Genomic DNA, 21,601 nt, shown 5'->3' with positions numbered 1-21,601 from the left:
GGGGGCGTCAGGCGGGTGGGTTGCCCTGCTGTCGGGTGTGCACGGTCGTGGATTTTCGGGCGGTTCGGTGTTACCTACGCCCGCTTCGCGACTGATCGAGCGCCCTGAACATGCCGGCTGAAAACGCGCACATCCGCAACTTCTGCATCATCGCCCACATCGACCATGGAAAGTCGACGCTGGCCGACCGCCTCCTGGAGAAGACAGGCACGCTGACCAAGCGTGAGGCGCAGGCCCAGTTCCTCGACAACATGGACATCGAGCGTGAGCGGGGCATCACCATCAAGGCCCAGTCCGTGCGGATGTCGTACACCGCGAAGGACGGCCAGAACTACGTCCTCAACCTCATCGACACACCGGGGCACGTGGACTTCGCCTACGAGGTGAGCCGCAGCCTCGCCGCGTGCGAGGGGGCGCTGCTCGTCGTGGACGCGAGCCAGGGCGTGGAGGCCCAGACGCTGGCCAACGTCTACATGGCGTTGGATCACGACCTGGCCATCATCCCGGTCATCAACAAGATCGACCTGCCGTCCGCGGACGTGGAGCGCACGCGCTCGGAGATTGAAGACGTCATCGGCATTGACGCGTCCACCGCGGTGCCCACCTCCGCGAAGGAGGGCATCGGCATCCACGACATCCTGGAGTCGGTGGTGAAGCTGGTGCCGCCGCCCACGGGTGCCGTGGACGCGCCGCTCAAGGCCCTCATCTTCGACTCCTGGTACGACAACTACCGGGGCGTGGTGGTGCTGGTGCGCGTGCTGGAAGGCACGCTGAAGCTCCGGCAGAAGATCAAGATGTTCAGCAACAACAAGGCCTTCGAGGTGCAGGAGCTGGGCGTGTTCAGCCCGTTCTCGCGCCCCGTCACGCAGCTCATGGCCGGCGAGGTGGGTGTCCTCGTCGCGAACGTGAAGGAGCTGCAGGATGCGAAGGTCGGCGACACCGTCACGGAAGAGGCGCGGTCCACGGCGGAACCCTTCCCGGGGTTCAAGGAAGTCAAGCCGATGGTCTTCAGCGGCATCTTCCCGGTGGACTCGTCCGACTACGAGAACCTGCGCGACGCGCTGGCGAAGCTGACGCTGAACGACTCCGCCTTCACCTACGAGCCGGAGTCGTCCACGGCGCTGGGGTTCGGCTTCCGCTGCGGCTACCTGGGCCTGCTCCACATGGAGATCGTCCAGGAGCGGCTGGAGCGCGAGTACAACCTCAACCTCATCACCACGGCGCCGTCGGTGGTCTACCGCATCACCACCACCAAGGATGAAGTGCTCCTGGTGGACAACCCGGCGAAGCTGCCGCCGACGCAGAACATCACCAAGTTCGAGGAGCCCATCCTCACCTGTCACATCCACGTGCCCAACGAGCACCTGGGCGCCATCCTGAAGCTGTGCCAGGACCGCCGCGGCGTGCAGAAGGACATGAAGTACCTGGGCTCCAGCGGCACGCGCGTGCAGGTGACGTACGAGATGCCCATGGCGGAGGTCGTCTTCGACTTCTTCGACCGCCTGAAGAGCGTGTCGCGCGGCTACGCGAGCCTGGACTACGAGCTGACGGGCTACGCCGAGGCGGACCTCGCGAAGCTGGACATCCTCATCAACGGGGAGCCGGTGGACGCGCTGAGCGTCATCGTGCACCGCGAGCGTGCGTACCTGCGCGGCCGCGAGGTCTGCGAGAAGCTCAAGGAAGTGATTCCCAAGCAGATGTACGAGGTGGCCATCCAGGCCGCCATCGGCGCGAAGATCATCTCCCGCGAGACGATCTCCGCCATGCGCAAGAACGTGCTCGCCAAGTGCTACGGCGGTGACATCAGCCGCAAGCGCAAGCTCCTGGAGAAGCAGAAGGAGGGCAAGAAGCGCATGAAGCAGGTGGGCACGGTGGAGATTCCGCAGGAAGCCTTCCTCGCGGTCCTCAAGACGGAGCAGTAGCCCTATGAGCACGGCCAGTCCTTCCGCGAAGCTGGGAGCGGCCATGGCCGCGCGCCGGACCCCCGAGCAGCTCAGGGCCCGCCGCCAGCTGGTGTGGCGCGAGCTGCTCACCAGCCTCTGGGCCCCCCTGTGCGGCGTGGGCCTGGCCTTCATCCCCTACGTCACGCTGATTGAGATGGCGCCCGCGACGGCGTCCTGGGCCCAGCCCCTGATGAAGGGGTTCGGCCTGCTGATGGTCGCCGCCTTCGTGGGCCTCCTGGTGTGGCGCAACGTGTCCCGCAAGGAGTCCGTGCTGCGCACGCTCCGGCACGAGGCGCGCGAGCTGCTCGCGGAGGACGAGCGCATCCTGGAGCGGGTGAAGGACAAGGTCCCCGCGACCGTGGCGGACCGCCTCACCGAACAGGCCCTGCGCGTGGAGAGCGCCTCGGTGGCGGGCAACGCGGAGGCGCTGCGCACGGAGGTGAAGGCGCTGGAGGCCCTCACCCAGGAGCACCTGGGGCCGTACCGCAAGCAGTCCGTGTGGGACTTCGTGGGCGGCTTCGCCAAGGCGCTCCTCATCGCGGCCGTCATCCGCACCGTGCTGGTGGAGCCGTACCGCATCCCCTCCGGCTCCATGCTGCCCACGCTGCAGATTGGCGACCAGGTCTTCGTCAACAAGTACATCTACGGCGTGCGCATCCCGTTCACGAACTTCGTGCCGTTCCGCATCGTGCGGGCGCCGCAGCGCGGGGACGTCATCGTCTTCAACAACCCGGTGGACGAGTCCAAGGACTTCATCAAGCGCGTGGTGGGCATCCCCGGCGACACGGTGGAGATCGTGGACGGGGTGGTGCGCATCAACGGCGAGGCGCAGACGCGCACGCTGGTGTCGCCGGACTTCGTGGTGCACAACTGGGACGAGCGCGCCGGGCAGTGGTTCGACCAGGAGGAGGTCCTCTACCGCGAGGACCTGTCAGGCGTGGTGCACTCGTCGCTGCAGAGCCCCATGCGCATGCCGGGCCGCGAGCACGAGGGCCCCTACACGGTGCCCACCGACAGCGTCTTCGTGATGGGCGACAACCGCGATAACAGCGCGGACAGCCGCTACAACCTGGGCGCGCCCGGCTACGGGGTCGCCTACGTGCCGTACGGGCACATCAAGGGCAAGGCCATGGTGGTGTGGCTGTCGCTCGGCTACGGCGGCCTGCTGAGCAACCTGTTTGGCGGCACGGGCCTGCGGGTGGAGCGCTTCTTCGAACCGGTGCGTTGAGCGACGTCTGCGACGGGCCGGCTCGCGCCACGCTTGACGCAACGTGCGGCGCGGGGTACGCGGCGGCCCCGGCCCATGAGACATCTTCTCGGAATCGCAGGCTGGCGGCGGGACGAGCTGGAGTCCCTGCTCGACCGCGCACAGGAGCATCTGCCCGGCGGACCGGACACCTCGCACGTCCTGCGGGGCAAGGTCGTGGCGAACCTCTTCTTCGAGGACTCCACCCGGACGCGCTCCTCCTTCGAGGTGGCCGCCCGCAGGCTGGGCGCCGACGTCCTCAACTGGAGCCACGCCGGCTCCTCCGTGTCCAAGGGGGAGACGCTCCTGGACACCGCCCGCAACATCGAAGCCATGGGCCCGGCGGTCATCGTCATCCGGCACCGATCTTCAGGCGCGCCGCACCTCGTCGCCCGGCACGTGAAGTGCGCCGTGGTCAACGCAGGGGACGGCGCCCACGAGCACCCCTCACAGGCCCTGCTGGACGCCTTCACGCTGCGCCAGCGCTGGGGACGGCTGGACGGCCGCACGGTGCTCATCGTCGGCGACGTGCTGCACAGCCGGGTGGCCCGCTCCAACCTCGTGTGCCTGAAGGCGCTGGGGGCCCGCGTCGTGCTCTGCGCGCCGCCCACCCTCCTGCCCCCGGGGCTGGAGGAGATGGGCGGGGAGGTGACGCACCACCTGGACGCCGTGCTGCCGCAGGCGGACGCGGTGATGTGTCTGCGGCTGCAAACGGAGCGGATGGCGGAGGCCTTCCTGCCCTCGCAGCGGGAGTACTCGCGGCTGTTCGGGCTGACGCCCGCCCGCGTGGAGAAGATGAAGCCGGACGCGCCCGTGCTGCACCCGGGCCCCATCAACCGCGGCGTGGAGCTGTCGCCGGTGGTGGCGGACGGACCTCGCAGCGTCATCCTGGAGCAGGTGGCCAACGGCGTCGCGGTGCGCCGGGCCATCCTGGAGGTGTGCGCATCATGACGTCGGTGCTCTTCCAGCGGGCGCGCGTCATCGACCCGCGCAACGAAGTGGATGGCATCCGGGACGTGCTCGTCACGGACGGCCGGGTGGCCCAGGTGTCGGAGGCCCCGCTGACCGCGCCGAAGGACGCGCGCGTCGTGGACGCCACGGGCAAGTGGGTGGTGCCGGGCTTCATCGACCTGCACGTGCACCTGCGCGAGCCGGGCGAGGAGGGCAAGGAGACGGTCCTCACCGGCTGCCGCGCGGCGGTGGCGGGCGGCTTCACCGGCGTCGTGGCCATGCCCAACACCAAGGTCGTCAACGACAGCGCGCTCGTCACGGAGCTGGTGCTGTCGCGCGCGCGGGACGCGGACCTGTGTCACGTGTACCCGGCCGGGGCCATCACCAAGGGGCTCAAGGGCGAGGAGCTGTCGGAGGCGGGGGAGCTCATCGGCGCGGGCTGCGTGGCCCTCACCGACGACGGCCGCCCGGTGATGAACGCGGCGCTGATGCGCCGGGTGCTCCAGTACGCCACCCTCTTCGACGTGCCGGTGATGGTGCATGAGGAGGACCTGACGCTGTCCGCGGGCGGCGCGATGCACGAGGGCGCCACGTCCACGCGCCTGGGCCTGCGCGGGATTCCCGCCTCCGCGGAGGTGGCCATGGTGGCGCGCGACCTCATCCTCCTGGAGGAGACGAAGGGCCGCCTGCACGTCGCGCACGTGTCGTGCGAGGGCAGCGTGCGGCTCATCCGCGAGGCCAAGAAGCGCGGCCTGCGCGTCACCTGCGAGGTGGCCCCGCACCACTTCACGCTCGATGACCGGGCGGTGGGGGACTACGACACCCACGCGAAGATGGCGCCCCCCTTGAGAGGCGACGCGGACGTGAAGGCGCTGCGCGAGGCGCTGGTGGACGGCACGGTGGACGCCATCGCCACGGACCACGCGCCGCACGGCGTGTCCGACAAGCTGGTGGAGTTCGAGAAGGGCATCAACGGCATCGTCGGCCTGGAGACGGCGCTGGGGCTCACGCTGGCGCTGGTGCATGAGGGCGTGCTCACCCCGCGCAGGGCGGTGGAGCTGCTGTCGGAGGGGCCTGCGAGGGTATTCGGCCTGCCGGGCGGTCACCTGGCCCCCGGGTCTCCAGCGGACATCACGGTCGTATCACCTGGGGAGGAGTGGACGGTGGATGCCCACCGGTTCTATTCCCGCAGTCGCAACACCCCCTTCCACGGGCGCACGTTCAAGGGTCGCGTGACGCAGACGTGGGTGGGGGGCCGGTGTGTGTTCGAGGACGGTCAGCTCAAGGAGTCGCGGTGATGACGAAGCGGGCGGTGCTCGCACTGGCGGATGGCACCACCTTCGAAGGACGCGCTTTCGGCGCTTCCGGCGAGACGGTGGGTGAGGTGGTCTTCAACACGTCCATGTACGGCTACCAGGAGATCCTCACGGACCCCTCGTACGTGGGGCAGATCGTCACCATGGCCTATCCGGAGATGGGCAACATCGGGGCGAACGCAGGGGATGAAGAGGCGGGGCTGCCGCACGCGGTGGGCATGGTGGTGCGCTCGCTCACGCGGACGCCCTCCAACTGGCGCTCGGAGGAGACGCTGGACGCGTACCTCGCGCGCCACGGCCGTGCCGGCATCGAAGGCGTGGACACCCGCCGGCTGGTGCGCCACCTGCGCACGCACGGCGCGCAGATGGGCGTCATCTCCACGGAGAACGTCTCCCCGCAGGCGCTCGTGGAGCGCGCGCGCAACGCGGTGGGCATGGAGGGCATGGACCTGGCGACGGGCGTCTCCTGCAAGCAGCCGTATGTCTTCACCACGCCCACGCCGGACGTGTTCCTGGGGCCCGGGGACCCGCGCCCCGCGCCGGAGCTGAAGTACGACGTGGTGGCGTACGACTACGGCCTCAAGCGCTCCATGCTCCAGTACCTGGTGGACGTGGGCTGCCGCGTGACGGTGGTGCCGTCGAACACCACGGCGGAGCAGGTGCTGGCGCGCAAGCCGCACGGCGTCTTCCTGGCCAACGGCCCGGGCGACCCGGCCGCGGTGAAGGGCGCGGACCGCACGGTGGCGGCGCTCCTGGGCAAGGTGCCCATCTTCGGCATCTGCCTGGGCCATCAGATCATGGCGCTGGCGCTGGGCGGCCGGACGTACAAGATGAAGTTCGGCCACCGCGGCGCCAACCAGCCCGTGAAGGACCTGACGACGGGCAAGGTGGAGATCACCGCCCAGAACCACGGCTTCGCGGTGGATGACGCCAGCCTCAAGGGCCTGGCCGTCGTCACGCACATCAACCTCAACGACGGTACGGTGGAGGGCCTGGCCGTTCCGGACGCGAGGGCCTTCAGCGTGCAGTACCACCCCGAGGCTTCGCCCGGCCCTCACGACGCGCGCTACCTGTTCAGCCGCTTCGCGACGCTGATGGCGGGGTAGCAGAGGCGCCACCGCTCATGGAAACCGCGCTGACCCCGTTGTCGTATCAGCCGTACCTGGACCAGCTCATCGCCTTCGGCAGCGCGGAGCCGCGCAAGCCGGACCTGCTCGACGCGAAGGCGGAGTACTTCCGCCTCACCGGCGAAGTGTTCGAGGACGACAAGTTCTTCGAGCTGCGCATGGCGTCGTTCCTGGACTACTACCTCTACGACCGCGTCTCGCCGCTCACCGGCAAGACGCCGGCCGCGGAGCTGTACGAGCAGCGGCTCCAGTCCGCGCCGCCGGAGGAGGCCAACGCCTTCCGCAGCTTCACGGAGACGGTCCACGGCCTCTTCGAGGTGCGCAAGCTGGGCAAGGGCATGGTGCGCCTGCGCGAGCTCTTCTCCGGCAAGGACTTCGACGTGACGGAGCGCCGTCACATCGCGGGCCTGGAGACGGGCGACGTGCTGGAGGCGCGGCTCGTGCCCTTCGGCGGGCACCTGCTGTTCTCCTCCGCCTTCTGCTACCACCCGGCCATGGCGCTCAAGGCCATCAAGGCCGAGGTGAAGCGCCGCAAGAAGAAGGAGCCGGAGCGCCCGCCCCGCGACCTCGTGTGGGAGTGCGCCCGCCGCGCCCTCAACGTGGAGCGCTACCGCCAGCTGTCCGTGGAGAAGCTCTACGACTTCGCGCAGAAGGCCTTCTGACGTCCCGGTAGGACGTCAGCAGGGCCCGCCGCACCGGCATCCACCGCGCGTCAGATGCGGTGGATGCTCATGAGGTTGGTGTTGCCCGGGATGTTGAGCGGCACGCCGGCCACGACGATGACGGGCGTGCCCGGCTCGCAGAAGTGCTCCTCGTTGCAGAGGCGGCGCACCTGCTTGAGCATGGCGTCCGTGGACGTGACGCGCTTCACCAGGTGGCCGGACACCCCCCAGTACAGCGCCATGCGGTTCACCGTGTCCGCGTTGGGCGTCAGGGCGATGACGCGCGCGCCGGGGCGGAACTCGGAGATGAGCCGCGCGGTGTGGCCCCCCTCCGTGTAGGCGATGATGGTCCCGATGTTGAGCTGCCGCGACGCGGCCACCGCCGCCGCCGCGATGCCGGTGCCCAGGTCCTCGGAGAACTCGAAGGGGGAGTGCAGGAGGGACGTCGTCCCGGTGCGCTCCGTCTCCTCCACGATGCGCGCCATGGTGGCCGCCGCGTCCACGGGGTAGCGGCCCGCGGCCGTCTCTCCGGACAGCATCACCGCGTCCGCGCCGTCGAGGATGGCGTTGGCCACGTCGGACACCTCCGCGCGCGTGGGCCGGGCGTTGTTCACCATGCTCTCCAGCATCTCCGTCGCGACGATGACGAGCCCCCCCATGCGGTTGACCTCCCGCACGATGCGCTTCTGGATGGCGGGCAGCTGCTCCAGGGGCATCTCCACGCCCAGGTCCCCGCGGGCCACCATCACCCCGTCCGACTCCGCGGCGATGGCCTCCAGGTTCTCCACCGCCTGGGGCTTCTCAATCTTGGAGATGAGGGGCGTCTTGCGCCGGGCCACCAGCGCCCGGGCCTGCCGCACGTCCTGCGCGGAGCGCACGAAGGACAGCGCCACGTAGTCCACGCCCACCTCCTGGCCGAACGCCAGGTCCACCTTGTCCTTGTCCGTCAGGGTGGGCACGGACATGGCGGTGCCAGGAAGGTTGAGCCCCTTGTGGTCCTTGAGCAGGCCGCCCACCTCCACGCGGCAGGACACGTCCCGGCCGTCCACCTTCAGCACGCGCAGGCGCACCCGGCCGTCGTCCAGGAGCACCACGTGGCCCTTCTCCACGTCCCGGGGCAGCGAACGGACGGGGGTGGGGATGGTGCGGCCCGCCCCCAGCACCGCGCGCGTCGTCACCGTCACCGTGTCGCCGGCCGTCACCTGCAGCTGGCCGCCCTCGAACTTGCCCAGGCGCACCTTGGGGCCCTGGACGTCCTGGAGGATGGCCACCGGCACGCCCAGCTTCTTCGACACGGCGCGGATGCGCTGGACGCGCTGACGGTGCTCGTCGTGCGTACCGTGGGAGAAGTTGAGCCGGGCCACGTTCATGCCCGCGCGGACCAGCCCTTCGATGACTTCCCGCGAGTCGGAAGCCGGGCCCAGCGTGCAGATGATCTTCGCCTTGCGCATAGGGCCGCGCATCCTAGCGCCTCGGGGTGGGCGGCTTGACAGCCTTGCGCCCGGAGGGCTAACTCTTTGAGCACGCGCTGGACGGAAAGTTCCCGCAAGCGGCGCGCGCCATTCGTGGCTCTCAGACGCTTGAGACGAACGAAAGCCCGGCTATCCCTGGAGGGGGGGCCGGGCTTTCGTCGTTCCAGGCATCCGCGGTGGGGCTAGAGGTCGATCTCCTGGCCCTTGCCCACGGGCGCCATCACCGGATCCTCGGTGGTGGAGCGGTCCATGCCGATGTCCTCCGAGGGCGGCTTCGGCGAGCCCGCGCTGGGCCCCATGGGCGGCGGCGGGGGCAGGGGACCCAGCTCCTCGCCGTGGCCACTGCCACCCACGCCCATGCCCTCCTGCTTCTGCAGGGCTTCAATCTCCGAGCGGGTGATGCCCGCCAGCGCCAGCACCTTGCGCGTCACCCGGATGCGGGCGTTGCTGTGCATGGCCATGGCGATGGAGTCGGAGGGCCGGGCATCCAGCGCCATCTCCTTCTTGCCCTGCTGCAGGAAGACGCGGCCGGAGTAGATGTTGTCGCGCAGGTCGTCGATGCGGACCTCCGTGACCTTGCCACCCAGCTTGGACACCACGTCGTCCAGCAGGTCCTGCGCCAGGGGCTGGGGCGGCATCCGCTCCGCGAGTCGGAAGGCGATGGACACCGCAGCGCCCTCGTCCACGAAGAGGGGCAGCACCGTCTCCCCGTCCTTGGTGCTCAGCACCACGGCGTGCGTCTGTGCCTCCATCAGGGGCACCACGTCCTTCACTTCCAGCTCCACCAGGTCCGTGCAGGCCTTGGGATCACCGCCCTTTTCCGTCAGGCAGGGCTTTTCCTTCCCTTCCGCCGGCCCGGAGGCGGCGATGGCGCCGGGGATGCCGAACGCGGGAAGGAAGAGCAGTCCTCCCAGCGCCAGCACGACGGCCGTGAACGGAGCAACGAAGAAGTCGGCGCGGTTGGACGTTTTCACATCCCTAACCTACGCACCTCCCCCTTCACCGGGAGGGCGCCGCACTTCCGGCCGCCGCGTGCTGCCCCCGAACGATTGCCCCCCAGGTTGGGGGGCAGCCGGCCAGGCGGGAAGAGAGCGTGCGACTCGACTAGCGGTCCTGTTCCTCGTCCTCCGCCTCGTCGTAGTCCTCGTCGTCCTCCGACTCCTCGTCGTCCTCGTCCTCGTCGAGGTCGTCGTCCTCGGTCTCCTCCTCCTCTTCGTCCTCGTCGTCGAGCTCGTCCTCCAGCTCCTCGGCCTCGAGCGTCAACGTGACCGCGAACTTCTTGCTCAAGACGGCGATCTGCGCGCGCATCTCCGTGAGCGCGGCGACGAAGTCCTCCGAGAGGTTGGCGGGCGCCTTCGTATCGCAGTGGGGGCAGACGATTTTCTCCGTCCCCTCGATGAGGTCCTGGGCTTCCAACTCGAAGCTCGCCTCGCACTTCTGACAGGTGAAGTCGATGCTCATGGTCGGGCGCGGCATACAAAGCAGGTGAACATGCTGTCAACGTCGGAGACGCAGGGAGTTGGTTTGGCCCTCGCGCTTCCACTACGTTCCGTCGGATGGACCTGCCCAAGACGATGCTCCACGCGCTCCATGACCAGGCCGCACGGCTGGAGCACCGCCCGGCGCTGTGGTCGCGGAATGGCGGCGCGTATGTCCCCATCTCCTGGTTCGACTATGCCCAGCGCGTCAAACGCTTCTCGCTGGGGCTGCACGGGCTGGGCTTCCGGGAGGGGGACCCCCTGGGCATCCTCAGCTTCAACCGCGAGGCGTGGCACGTGGCGGCCCTGGGGGCCATGGCCCTGGGCGGCGTGCCGGTGGGGCTCTACACCACCAGCAGCCTGGAGCAGCTCACCTACATCCTGGGCCACTGCGAGGCCCGCTTCCTCCTGGTGGAGAACGCGAAGCACCTGGCGACCGCCCTGGAGCTCCAGAAGCGGCTGCCGGCGCTGAAGTACGTCCTCGTCGTGGACGCGCCCACCCCCCTGCCGGAGGGCGTCCTGCGGTACGCGGACGTGCTGGCCTCCGGGGGGCAGGCGGATGAGAGCCCCTACTGGGACGGTGTCCACGCGCTGCACCCGGACGGGCTGGGGACGCTCATCTACACGTCCGGCACCACCGGCCAGCCCAAGGGCGTGGCCCTGAGCCACCGCAACCTGGCGTGGACGGCGCACCAGCTGGGCGAAACGATGGCCTTCGGCGACATGGAGGACGCGAAGCTCTTGTCCTACCTGCCGCTGTCGCACATCGCGGAGCAGGTGGTCTCCCTCCATGCCCCCCTGCTGATGGGCATCCAGGTGTACTTCGCGGATTCCCTGGACGCGCTGGGGCAGAACCTGCGGGAGGTCCGCCCCACGCACTTCTTCGCGGTGCCGCGCGTCTGGGAGAAGTTCAAGACGAAGGCGGAGGAGGGGCTGGCCGCGCAGCCGCCCCTGAAGCGCCGGCTGGTGGAGTGGGCGCGGGGCACGGCGCTGGAGCGCAACACGCGGCGGCTCAACCAGGAGCGCGTGCCGGGCCTGATGGAGGCCAAGTACGCGCTGGCCCAGCGGCTGGTGTTCGCGCCGCTGAAGACGCGCATCGGCCTGGACCGCGCGCGGCTGTTCGCCACGTCGGCGGCGCCCATCGGCCGGGACGTGCTGGACTTCTTCGCCTCCATCGACGTCGTCCTGCTGGAGGCCTGGGGCATGACGGAGCTGACGGGCCCCGCCACGGTGAACACCTCCGCGTGCGCCCGCATGGGCACGGTGGGCCGGCCCATGCTGGGCGTGGAGGTCCGCATCGCCGGGGACGGGGAGATCCTTGTCAAGGGCGGCAACGTGTGTCTGGGCTACCACCGCAACCCCGCGGCCACGCAGGAGCTGCTGGAGGACGGGTGGCTGCACACCGGGGACGTGGGGCAGCTGGACGCGGAGGGCTTCCTGCGCATCACCGGGCGCAAGAAGGAGATCATCGTCACCTCCGGCGGCAAGAAGACGTCGCCCGCGAACATCGAGGAGCTGCTCAAGTCCGTGTCGCCCGTGGGGCACGCGGTGGTGCTGGGCGACCGGCGCAACTACCTCGTCGCGCTGCTGACGCTGGATCCGGACCGTGCCCGACGGCTCGCGCGCGAGCAGGGCTGGCCGGAGGACATGGCCACCCTGGCGAAGGACGCGCGGCTCCAGCAGCACCTGCACGAGGCCTTCGAGCGCGAGGTGAACCCGAAGCTGTCGCGCTTCGAGACCATCAAGCGCTTCACCGTGCTGCCCGGTGAGTTCTCCATCGACGGCGGGGAGCTCACGCCCAGCATGAAGGTGCGCCGCAAGGTGGTGGAGGAGAAGTACGCGAGCGCCATCGAAGCGCTCTACCGCGAGCCGGCCGGGCATGGCGCCACGGGCACCCACGACTGAGACGCCGGACAAGCGAAAGGGGCGAGGGACCCGTGAGAGTCCTTCGCCCCTGACGTGCTTCAGTGGCTCAAGCGGTGGCTACTTCTGGGGCGCCGGGCGCTTGTCCATGGCGACGTACTCGCGGCGGCCGGAGCCCGTGTAGACCTGACGGGGCCGGGCGATCTTCTGCTCGGAGTCCTTCACCATCTCCTCCCACTGCGCGCACCAGCCCACCGTGCGGGGGATGGCGAACAGCACGGGGAACATCTCCGCCTGGAAGCCCATCGCCTCGTAGATGAGGCCCGAGTAGAAGTCGACGTTGGGGTACAGCTTGCGCTTCACGAAGTACTCGTCCTCGAGCGCGATGCGCTCCAGTTCGAGCGCGATCTCCAGGAGCGGGTTCTTGCCCGTGACTTCGAAGACCTCGTCGGCCACGCGCTTGATGACCTTCGCGCGCGGGTCGTAGGACTTGTAGACGCGGTGGCCGAAGCCCATCAGCTTCTTCTCGCCCTCGCCGCCCTTCACCTGCTTGATGAAGTCCGGGATCTTCGAGATGTGGCCGATCTCGCGGAGCATGCGCAGCACGGCCTCGTTGGCGCCGCCGTGCAGCGGGCCGTAGAGGGCGCCGACGCCGGCGCTGACCGCCGAGTACGGATCCACTTCCGACGAGCCCACCGTGCGCACGGACGTCGTGGAGCAGTTCTGCTCGTGGTCCGCGTGGAGGATGAAGAGGACGTCCAGCGCCTTCTCCAGCACGGGGTGCACCTTGTAGGTGGTCGTGCCGATGCGCTTGATCATCGTCAGGAAGTTGGCGACGTAGGACAGGTCGTTGTCCGGGTAGATGTACGGCAGCCCCATCGTGTGCCGGTAGGAGAACGCGGCGATGGTGGGCATCTTGGCGATGAGCCGGGTGATCTGGATGCGGCGGCTGCGCTCGTCACGGGTGTGCTTGGCGTCCGGGTAGAAGGCGGACAGCGCGGCCACCGTGGAGGCCAGCATGGACATGGGGTGCGCGTCGTAGCGGAACCCGTCCATGAAGGACTTGATGTTCTCGTGCACCAGCGTGTGGTGCGTCACCAGGTGGGTGAACTGATCCAGGTCCTTCTGCTGCGGCAGCTCGCCGTTGAGCAGCAGGTAGGCCACCTCCAGGAAGCTGGACTTCTCCGCCAGCTGCTCGATGGGGTAGCCGCGGTACTCCAGGATGCCCTTGTCACCGTCAATGAACGTGATGGCGCTCTTACAGTTCGCCGTGTTCAGGAACGCCGGGTCGTAACCCATGAGACCGAAGTCGTCGTCGCCGGTCTTGATCTGGCGCAGGGCGTGGGTCCGGATACAGCCGTTCTCGATCGGGACCTCGTACGTCTTCCCGGTCCGATTGTCGGTGATCGTCAGCGTGTCCTTGGGCATGGGCGGAGATTTCACAGGGCGGCGGACGCTTTCAACAAAAAAGATCGATAAGTCAGAGAGGCGAACCTTCCGCGTCGCCCGGCGTCCTCAGGAATAGCGAACGCCGGAGCGCGCCAGCTGCCGCCAGAACCCCGGAAAGCTCTTCTCCACGCACTCCGGTCCCGTCAGCTCCAGGGGCACTCCGGACAGCACACACAGGGTGGCCGCTGACATCGCCAGGCGGTGGTCGCCCCGGCTGTCGATGGCGAAGCGCGCGGGCTTCTGCGTCGGGGGGACGATGCGCAGCGTCTCTCCCTCGGGGCCGGCGCTCAATTCGGTGGTGCCGCCGAAGGCCGCCACCAGGGTGCGGATGCCTTCCAGCCGGTCACTCTCCTTGACCCGCAGGATGCCCACATCCGTCAACGTCGTGGGCCGGGGCAGCACACACGCGAGCGCCGCCAGCGTGGGCAGCAGGTCCGGGCACTCCTTGCCGGACGCACGCAGCTCCCCGGTCGCCTCGCCCTCGAAGCGCCAGGTATTAGCAGCGCCTGCCGGCACCATTCGCAAACCCACGTCGGCGACCCGCCGGAGGATCGCCTGGTCGGGATGGGCGCTCTCCGGCTCCGCGCGCTCCACCGTGCCGCCGGTGCGCCAGGCCACCAGCACCAGGTACCCCAGCGACGACCAGTCCCCGGGCAGCGACGGCACGGAGGCCGGGGCCTGGTACGCCGTCACGGAGTAGTGACTTTCGGACTGCTCGACGGTGAAGCCGAAGCGCCGCAGCCACGCCACCGTGAGGTCCATGTAGCCGGCGCTCGTGAGCGTGCCTTCAATCTCCACGCTCCAGGCGCGCCGCTCGCGGAGGAACCGCTCCGCGCAGCCCAGCAGCAGGCTGGAGGCGTACTGGCTGCTCTGCGCGCCCGGCACGCGGAACACCGGCTCCACCCGCGACGTGTCCTGGGGCGCGTGCAGCTCCACCGGCCACGGGGTGCCTTCGGTGAGCGTCAGGCCCGTGGAGCCCAGGGCCTGCTTCAGCGACGTGAAGAGCGGGCCATGCGGGCGCTCTCCCAGGCGGGGCGTGCCGGTGAAGCGCACGCGGGCGCCGGGCGTCACCGCGGCCTGAGTCACCAGGATGCGGAAGGGGGCGCCCCCGTCCGCGCAGTCCACGTCGCGCACGGGGCCCGCGGGAAGGCGCAGGGCCTCCACGCCCCGGCGCAGCACGCGCACGTCGGCGGGGAGGTCCTCGTCCGACTCGGCCTGCACGGACGGCAGTGGCCAGGCGCCCGAGAGGTGTCCCAAGACGAGGGCTCGCTGAGCGTCCGACTTCGACACGGGAGGGGTGAGCGGAGAGGCGCTCAGGGCGCTCGGGTCGACGGTGAGACGGCTCGGCGAGGTGTGGCTCAAGGGCGGGCTCCTCGGGTCCAGGCGGGCCAGAGGGCACGCCAGGTTTTCGGCATCACATCCACGACTTCAGCGGTGCCCACGGCGGTGAGCAGCACCATGCGCAGCTCGCCCTTCGCGCCGGCCTTCTTGTCGGCGTCCAGGAGCGCGGCCACGTCCTTCAGCGACGCGCGGCGGGACAATTCAGCGGCGTGGTCGCGGCCCAGCACGCCCGGGCCGCGGGTGAGGGCGCGCTCCACCTCGTGCGCCACGGGCTCCGGCGTGATGCCCAGGTGCCGGCCCACGTCCAGCGCCCAGAGGATGCCCAGGCCCACCGCGTCGCCGTGCGACAGCTTGAAGCGCGACAGGCTCTCCAGCACGTGGCCGAAGGTGTGTCCGAAGTTGAGCACGCGGCGCAGGCCCTGGTGCTCGTAGGGGTCCTTCGCGCAGATGCCTTCCTTCAGGCCCCGGGCGTCCTTCACCAGCTTCTCCAGCGCGGGCGGGGTGCGCACGTAGCGGCGGAAGAGGGACGCATCCAGCGAGGCGACCATCTTCCACGCCTCGATGGAGCCCTCGCGCACCTGCGCGTCGGACAGCGTGGCGTACAGCTCCGGGCACAGCCACGTCTCGTCGGCGTAGTGGAAGACGCCGGCGGGGTTCTTCACCACGCGGCCACGCACGGTGAGGTCCACCGCGCCCTTGCCGCCGAGGCTGCTGTCCACCGCCGCGAGCAGCGTGGAGGGCACCTGCACCAGCCGCACGCCGCGCTTGAGCAGGTGCGCGGCCACGGTGGCGACGTCGCCCACGGTGCCACCGCCCACGGCGACGAGCGTGCCGGAGCGCGGCAGGTTCAGCCCGCCCGCGAGCACCTTCTCCAGCGACGCCATGCTCTTGGCGCGCTCACCGCCGACCAGCTGGATGATGGCGCGCGGGGAGCGGGCCTCCAGCGTGGGGAGGAGCGTGGGATGGAAGCGCGCGACCGTGCGGTCCACCACCGCGACGCTGCCCTCGGGGAGACGGGCGGCCAGCTTTTCAAAGGAGCCCCAGCGATCAGCCGGGGGACGATAGGCACCGGGAGGAAGGGGGCTCATGCGGAGTGGGGGCGGGCGTTGAGTTGCAGGACGAGGTCGGCGATGACGAGCGACACCATGGCCTCCAGCACCGGCACGGCGCGGGGCATGATGCACGGATCATGTCGGCCGCCCTTGGCGTGATCCGCGAGCGTCGCGGGGGGCTTGAAGAAGGCGCGCACCTGCATGGGCTCCCCGTTGGCGAGGCCGCCCTGGATGCCGCCGTACGCGTCCTTCACGGAGTGGAACAGGCTGCCGGGCTGGCCGATGCGAAGCAGCAGATCCGGCGGGCCCCAGACGACGCCCGTGACGGCGCCGATGCTGCCCAGCGCCTGGGCAATGAGCGCCTTCAGCTTGCCGAAGATGGGCTCGCCCAGGCCCACGGGCAGCCCCTCCACGCGCACGTCGATGGCGCCGCCCAGGCTGTCCCCCGCCTCCTTCGCGGCGAGGATCCGGCGGGACATCTCGTCGCGAACGGCGGCGTCCGGGCAGCGGGTGGGGTGCGCGTCCACCAGCGCGCGCGTGAGGCCCGGCGCCGGCACGGAGGCCACGAGGTCACCGACCTGCGACACGTACGCGACGGTGCTCAGCGTGGGCAGGTCGCGGGCGAGGTACGCCTCCGCGATGGTGCCGCCGATGACGCGGCAGAGCGTCTCACGGCCGCTGGTGCGCCCGCCGCCGCGGTGGTCGCGGTGCTTGTAGCGCTCGCGCCACACGGCGTCCGCGTGGCCGGGCCGGTCCACGGCCGCCAGCTGGTTGTAGTCCTGCGAGCGCTGGTTCGTGTTGCGCACGATGGCCGCGATGGGCGTGCCCAGCGTCTTGTCCTCGTAGACGCCGGAGAGGATCTCCACGGTGTCCGGCTCGTTGCGGGCCGTGACGAGGGCGGACTGCCCGGGACGCCGGCGGTCCAGCGCCGCCTGGAGCAGGTCGCGCGTGAGCGGAACGCCCGCGGGGCAGCCGTCCAGCACGGAGCCGAGCGCGGGACCGTGGCTTTCGCCGAAGGTCGTCAGCCGGAAGAGGGTGCCAAAGGTATTCATGTCGCCGTTTCCCAGAGTTGTCGCTGCCGCCGGGCCTGGGCGACGAACCACGCCGCACCGAGCAGAAGAGGGGTGCCCCCGCGGCGAACGATCTCCGCGGCGACGCGCCGGCCAGGCGCACCGTATGCGATCACCGCCACGCGCGCCCCCTCGAATCGCAGGGTTTCGGGGGGAGCCACCCGGTCGGGCCACGTCCACACCCAGTCCCCCGTGAGGGGCGACTGGACCTCGGCCCGGCGCACGACGGTCAGGGCGACGCCCTGCTCCCCGGCCACGAGTCGCAGGGCCTGCGTGGAGCCGCCGTCTCCCAGCACCGACACCGACTGGGAACCCAGGCGCTCCAGCACCGCGCTGGCCCCTTCCGTGTCGGTGTTGAAGGCCGCCCACCGCGAGCCCCGGCGCACCAGCGTGTTGATGGCCTCCATCACCGAGCCGGTGTGTCGCGCGAGCCGCATCTTGAAGGGGCTGGTGACGGAGAAGCCCACGTAGTGCGGCAGCAGTGAATCCACCACCGCCTCCACCGGCGCGTCCTCCGCGAGGTCGATGCGATCAAACGGCTGACGGTGGATCCGAGGCGAGCGCGAGTGCGAAATGGACGTGCCCAGGATGCCCAGGCGCGGCGCGTTCGCGTCCTTCGCCTTGCGGTGTTCGCGCGCCACGTCGTCCAGCAGGCGCTGCCCCGGCGCGGCCGTCCACGCGCCGCCCATCGCCACGTACTCCAGCCCGTTGCGACGGGAGAGAACCGCGCGCGCCGGAAGCGCCACCGGCCCCATCCCCAGCACCGTGACGCGCTCGGCGCCGAAGCGGGCGGAGAGCTGACGCTGCGTCTCCAGCAGCACGTCCAGGTGCGCGGGCCCGTCCATGGGCTCCACGTGCTTCACCAACGCATCCGCCGGAATCGGGCGGGACCAGCGACGCAGCGCCTCCGCCGTCGTCAGCGGTCCCTCCGCGTGGTGCGACGCGAGCAGCCGGCCCGCGGGCGCATCCATGTCCTGGGCGCGCTCCACGTCCCGGTCCACGCGCCACGCGGCCTTCACCCACGCGGCGGGCAGGGGCTTGTCCCGCTCGGACACCAGGAGCGGCATCACGCGCGACAGGGCCTCCGGATCCACCGCGTCGGGCGCGTGCAGGTCGGTCCGCACCTCCACCACGTCCGCGCCCCGGCGCAGGCCGTCCTTCGCGAAGGCCACGGCGTCCGCGCCGGTGAGGGTGGGGGGCAGGGTGATGATTCGCAGGGCGGCCATCAGGTGGACTCCTGGGCAAGGCAGCCCCGGAGGAAGTCCGCCAGGGAGATGGTGGGCACGCGCGCGTGCAGGGCCTCGCGCTCGTGGAAGATGGCGTGGAGCTCTTCCTCCAGCGACACGTCCGGGCGCAGGCGCGGGCGCTTCACGTCCGCCATCAGCCGCTCGCGGTACGTGTCGAAGGTGACCGGGACGACGAGCGTGAAGTGCTCCTGCAGCGCCTCCGGATGGTGCGACAGGAAGCCGCCGCCCACCGCCACCACGCTGCCCGGGGGCAGCAGGCCCAGCGTCTCGCGTTCGGCGGCGCGGAAGGTGGCGGGGGACTCGGCGACCCAGGTCCGGAGCGGGCGGCCATGTCGGCGCTCCAGCTCCGCGTCCAGGTCCAGTCCGGTGCGCCCGAGCAGGCGCGAGAATAGCGGCAACAGGCGCGTCTTGCCGGCGGCGCGATGGCCGGCGATCACCACGGTCTGTGCCTCCACCGGGCGGGGGCAGGGCCCGGGGGCGGAGAGTGCCCCCTGGAGCGCCTGCTGCAGTCTGGGATCTACCGACGCGACGACCTGGGTGACGAGTCGGCGCCGGGCCTCAGCGGACGGTTCCGACATAGACGTAGGCGGTTCCAAACAGCAGGGGGTGGGCGGCGCGCTCGGAGTAGGCGCCGGCCTGGTCCATCAGGGAGAGGAAGCGCTCGCCGGCGGGGAAGGCCGCCGCGGTGCGAGGCAGGTACTGATACGCGGCGCGGTTGCCGGTCAGCAGGCCGCCAATCGCCGGCATGATGGTCTTGCTGTAGAAGCGGAACAGCGCGCCGTAGGCACCGTCGGGCTGGCCGAACTCCAGCACCACCACGCGGCCACCGGGGCGCACCACGCGCGCCATCTCCTGGAGGCACTTCACCGGATCATCCACGTTGCGGATGCCGAAGGAGATGGACGCCACGTCGAACGTGTTGTCCGGGAAGGTGAGCGCCATCGCGTCCTGCACCTGGAACTCCACCTCCAGGGCGGCCTTGGCGGCCTTGGCGGGCGCGCTCTGCAGCATCTCCGGGCAGAAGTCCGTGCCCACGACGCGGCCCGTGGGGCCCACCTTGCGCTTGAACGTCAGCGCCAGGTCGCCGGTGCCGGTGGCGCAGTCGAGCACGTGGCTGCCCTCCTTCGCCTGGCTGTACTTCACTGCCGTGCGCCGCCACAGGCGGTGGATGCCGAAGGAGAGGACTTCGTTCGTCACGTCGTAGCGCGTGGCGATGGAAGAGAACATCTGACGGACTTCGGTGCTCATCGTGCCCCTGCGATCTGTGCCGGGCCTTCCGGCTTCCAAAGATGACGGTCCACCGCGGCGAGCACGCCCGGCAGCCGGCGCATCAACGTCATGAAATCCTCGGGCGACATCGCCTGCTGCCCGTCACACAGCGCCAGCTCCGGCTTCGCGTGCACTTCAATCAACAACCCGTCCGCGCCCGCCGCCGCCGCCGCCAGCGACATGGGCTGGATGAGCGCCGGGATGCCCGTGGCGTGCGAGGGGTCCACGATAACGGGCAGGTGCGTGTGCTGCTTGGCCCAAGCCACCGCCGCCAGGTCGAGTGTGTTGCGCATGGCGGTTTCAAACGTCCGGATGCCGCGCTCGCACAGGATGACCTGCTCGTTGCCGCCGGCCAGGATGTACTCGGCGGCGTTGAGCCACTCCTGCACCGTGGCGGACAGCCCGCGCTTGAGCAGCACCGGCTTGCGCACCCGGCCCAGCGCCCGCAGCAGCCCGAAGTTCTGCATGTTCCGCGCGCCCACCTGGAGGATGTCCGCGTGCTGCGCCATCAGCGGCAGCTGCTCGGTCTCCATCACCTCACTGATGATGGGCAGGCCGTGCCGCTTGCCCGCGTCCACCAACAGCTTCAAACCGGGCTCGCCCATGCCCTGGAAGGCGTAGGGGCTGGTGCGCGGCTTGAACACGCCGCCGCGCAGCAGATGTGCGCCCGCGTGGGCCACCGCGCGCGCCGACAGCTCCAACTGCTCCGCGCCCTCCACCGCGCACGGCCCCGCCATCACCACGAAGCCCCGCCCACCGACCTCCACGCCACCCACCCGCACCCGGGTGCCTTCGGGACGCGTCGCGCGCAGGACGCGGTGTGCGCCCGGCTCACGCCGCGAGGCTGGGTCGTCTGCTTGCTGGCCTCCCACGGCGGCTCCCTTTTCATGGAGTTCAAGCGGTTTTGAACTCCTTGGTGCATGTATAGCCGAGATCGCTTAGAAGACAATCGAAGGTAATGGGCCGCGAGCCCCCTAGGAGAATTGCTGATGACGCCGCTCAGTCCCGCTGAGGGCCCGCATTGGGTCGCCGGGATGATGCCTCTGGCGGGAGTGGATCCCCTGGCCGGGGCAGGGAGCCTGGGCATTCCTTCCGTGTATTGGGAGCGCCCGGTGGACCGCGAGGCGGCGGCAGGCTGGGGCGAAGCCGGTGTGCGCGAGGCGCACGTCGCCGCGGAGCTTCCGGCGGTGCTGGGCTCGCTGGGTCACGAAGCCGTGCGGTGGTTGGGGCCCGTGCCTGTCCGCATGCCGGGGCCGTGGTTTGGCGGCATGCGCTTCAGCCCCACGGGGCAGGTGGACGGCGCGTGGCGTTCGCACGGGCTCGCGCGCTGGACGTTGCCGGAGCTGCTGGTGTGGCGCGAGGACAACGCGCTGTATGTCGCGGCCTTCGCCACGGAAGCGCAGGGAGGCGAGGACGCGGTGCGCTCGAGGCTGGAGCGCGTGCGTGCCTCCTTCTCCCAGGCCTATCGCCACGCGGTGGGCGCGCCGGTGGCGCTGCGCACGACGTCGTCGCGACCCGACTTCGAAGCCCTGGTGGACCGCGCGGTGGAGGCCATCACCACGGGCCACCTGCACAAGGTGGTGCTGGCGCGGGCGATGGATGCGGAGGGGCCTGCGCCCTTCGACGTCGTGGACGTGCTGGCGCGGCTGCGTGAGCAGAACCCCCGCTGCGCCACGTTCCTCTTCCGCGCGCCGGACGGGACGGGCTTCCTGGGCGCGACGCCGGAGACGCTGTGCCGGGTGGACGGGCGGGTGCTGGAGACGGAGGCGCTCGCGGGCACGGCGGCCCCGGGCGGCGAGGCCGCGCTGGATGCCAGTGACAAGGACCGGCGCGAGCACGAGGCGGTGGTGCGCTACATCCTCCAGGCGCTGGAGCCGGTGGCCGCGAGCGTGTCCGCGGACGCGCAGCCGTCGGTGCTCGCGCTGAAGAACGTGATGCACCTGCGCACGGGCATCCGCGCGAAGCTGGACGAGGGCGTGGACACCGCGCAGGTCGTCACCGCGCTGCACCCCACGCCCGCGGTGGGAGGCACGCCGCGCGAGCGCGCGCTGTCGTTCCTGGTGGAGCACGAGGCCCTGGACAGGGGCTGGTACGCGGGGCCGGTGGGTTGGGTGG

General features: G+C 70.2%; 19 protein-coding genes. 8 read left to right on the top strand and 11 right to left on the bottom strand.

What is annotated here, in order from left to right; genetic code table 11:
- Positions 1–110: 110 nt before the first annotated feature.
- From lepA to D7X12_RS22930, 6 genes are all read left to right on the top strand, one after another.
- The gene (gene lepA, locus D7X12_RS22955; RefSeq protein WP_120627418.1) at positions 111–1,922 is read left to right on the top strand and encodes a translation elongation factor 4; all 1,812 of its coding nucleotides are present in this window, start codon (positions 111–113) and stop codon (positions 1,920–1,922) included.
- A gap of 4 nt (positions 1,923–1,926) precedes the next feature.
- Complete coding sequence (gene lepB, locus D7X12_RS22950) at positions 1,927–3,171, top strand: signal peptidase I (protein ID WP_120627417.1); 1,245 nt, start codon at positions 1,927–1,929, stop codon at positions 3,169–3,171.
- A gap of 75 nt (positions 3,172–3,246) precedes the next feature.
- Positions 3,247–4,140 (top strand): aspartate carbamoyltransferase catalytic subunit, encoded by an 894-nt coding sequence (locus D7X12_RS22945; protein WP_120627416.1) that lies wholly within the window; start codon positions 3,247–3,249, stop codon positions 4,138–4,140.
- Positions 4,137–5,438 carry a dihydroorotase gene (locus D7X12_RS22940; RefSeq protein WP_208719227.1) on the top strand — a complete coding sequence of 434 codons (1,302 nt, stop codon included), beginning with the start codon at positions 4,137–4,139 and terminating at the stop codon, positions 5,436–5,438. The genes D7X12_RS22945 and D7X12_RS22940 overlap by 4 nt, the downstream gene beginning before the upstream one ends.
- Positions 5,438–6,562, top strand: coding sequence for a glutamine-hydrolyzing carbamoyl-phosphate synthase small subunit (gene carA, locus D7X12_RS22935; protein ID WP_120627415.1), 1,125 nt, complete (start codon positions 5,438–5,440; stop codon positions 6,560–6,562). Before D7X12_RS22940 ends, carA begins: the two co-directional genes overlap by 1 nt.
- 17 nt (positions 6,563–6,579) lie before the next feature.
- On the top strand, positions 6,580–7,245 hold the full coding sequence (locus tag D7X12_RS22930; RefSeq protein WP_120612306.1) for a DUF7986 domain-containing protein: 666 nt from the start codon (positions 6,580–6,582) through the stop codon (positions 7,243–7,245).
- A 50-nt stretch (positions 7,246–7,295) separates the two neighbouring features.
- On the opposite strand, the gene pyk is transcribed toward D7X12_RS22930, so the two are convergent.
- The 3 genes from pyk to D7X12_RS43495 all read right to left on the bottom strand — a co-directional run bounded on the left by pyk (position 7,296) and on the right by D7X12_RS43495 (position 10,193).
- On the bottom strand, positions 7,296–8,696 hold the full coding sequence (gene pyk, locus D7X12_RS22925; RefSeq protein ID WP_120627414.1) for a pyruvate kinase: 1,401 nt from the start codon (positions 8,694–8,696) through the stop codon (positions 7,296–7,298).
- A gap of 203 nt (positions 8,697–8,899) precedes the next feature.
- Positions 8,900–9,691: a bifunctional nuclease family protein gene (locus D7X12_RS22920; protein WP_120627413.1), complete on the bottom strand. Its 792-nt coding sequence runs from the start codon at positions 9,689–9,691 to the stop codon at positions 8,900–8,902.
- A 130-nt stretch (positions 9,692–9,821) separates the two neighbouring features.
- A complete protein-coding gene (locus D7X12_RS43495) occupies positions 9,822–10,193 on the bottom strand; it encodes a hypothetical protein (protein ID WP_167509034.1) in 372 nt (123 codons plus the stop codon).
- 80 nt (positions 10,194–10,273) lie between these two features.
- Here D7X12_RS43495 and D7X12_RS22915 point away from each other — a divergent pair, with 80 nt between their 5' ends.
- Positions 10,274–12,100, top strand: coding sequence for an AMP-dependent synthetase/ligase (locus D7X12_RS22915; RefSeq protein ID WP_208719225.1), 1,827 nt, complete (start codon positions 10,274–10,276; stop codon positions 12,098–12,100).
- 78 nt (positions 12,101–12,178) lie between these two features.
- On the opposite strand, the gene D7X12_RS22910 is transcribed toward D7X12_RS22915, so the two are convergent.
- The 8 genes from D7X12_RS22910 to aroF form a co-directional block, all read right to left on the bottom strand.
- Positions 12,179–13,486, bottom strand: a complete 1,308-nt coding sequence (locus D7X12_RS22910; RefSeq protein WP_120627412.1) for a citrate synthase — start codon at positions 13,484–13,486, stop codon at positions 12,179–12,181.
- Between the two features lie 87 nt (positions 13,487–13,573).
- A complete protein-coding gene (locus D7X12_RS22905; RefSeq protein ID WP_120627411.1) occupies positions 13,574–14,869 on the bottom strand; it encodes a 3-phosphoshikimate 1-carboxyvinyltransferase in 1,296 nt (431 codons plus the stop codon).
- Entirely contained in the window at positions 14,866–15,936 is a 1,071-nt protein-coding gene (locus D7X12_RS22900; RefSeq protein WP_120627410.1) for a 3-dehydroquinate synthase, read from the bottom strand. Before D7X12_RS22900 ends, D7X12_RS22905 begins: the two co-directional genes overlap by 4 nt.
- Entirely contained in the window at positions 15,933–16,952 is a 1,020-nt protein-coding gene (aroC, locus tag D7X12_RS22895; RefSeq protein WP_120627409.1) for a chorismate synthase, read from the bottom strand. Before aroC ends, D7X12_RS22900 begins: the two co-directional genes overlap by 4 nt.
- The gene (locus D7X12_RS22890; RefSeq protein ID WP_439329390.1) at positions 16,949–18,196 is read right to left on the bottom strand and encodes a shikimate dehydrogenase; all 1,248 of its coding nucleotides are present in this window, start codon (positions 18,194–18,196) and stop codon (positions 16,949–16,951) included. Before D7X12_RS22890 ends, aroC begins: the two co-directional genes overlap by 4 nt.
- Positions 18,196–18,657, bottom strand: a complete 462-nt coding sequence (locus D7X12_RS22885) for a shikimate kinase (protein WP_244224726.1) — start codon at positions 18,655–18,657, stop codon at positions 18,196–18,198. Before D7X12_RS22885 ends, D7X12_RS22890 begins: the two co-directional genes overlap by 1 nt.
- A 118-nt stretch (positions 18,658–18,775) precedes the next feature.
- Positions 18,776–19,465, bottom strand: coding sequence for a bifunctional demethylmenaquinone methyltransferase/2-methoxy-6-polyprenyl-1,4-benzoquinol methylase UbiE (gene ubiE / locus D7X12_RS22880; protein WP_120627406.1), 690 nt, complete (start codon positions 19,463–19,465; stop codon positions 18,776–18,778).
- The gene (aroF, locus tag D7X12_RS22875; RefSeq protein ID WP_279637239.1) at positions 19,462–20,358 is read right to left on the bottom strand and encodes a 3-deoxy-7-phosphoheptulonate synthase; all 897 of its coding nucleotides are present in this window, start codon (positions 20,356–20,358) and stop codon (positions 19,462–19,464) included. Before aroF ends, ubiE begins: the two co-directional genes overlap by 4 nt.
- 117 nt (positions 20,359–20,475) lie before the next feature.
- Between aroF and D7X12_RS22870 the strand changes: the two genes are divergently transcribed.
- A partial coding sequence (locus D7X12_RS22870) for an isochorismate synthase (RefSeq protein ID WP_120627419.1) occupies positions 20,476–21,601 on the top strand: 1,126 nt, incomplete at its 3' end.

The sequence above is a fragment of the Corallococcus sicarius genome, assembly GCF_003611735.1.
Lineage (GTDB): Bacteria > Myxococcota > Myxococcia > Myxococcales > Myxococcaceae > Corallococcus > Corallococcus sicarius.
This window is presented reverse-complemented; position numbering and strand designations above follow the sequence as displayed.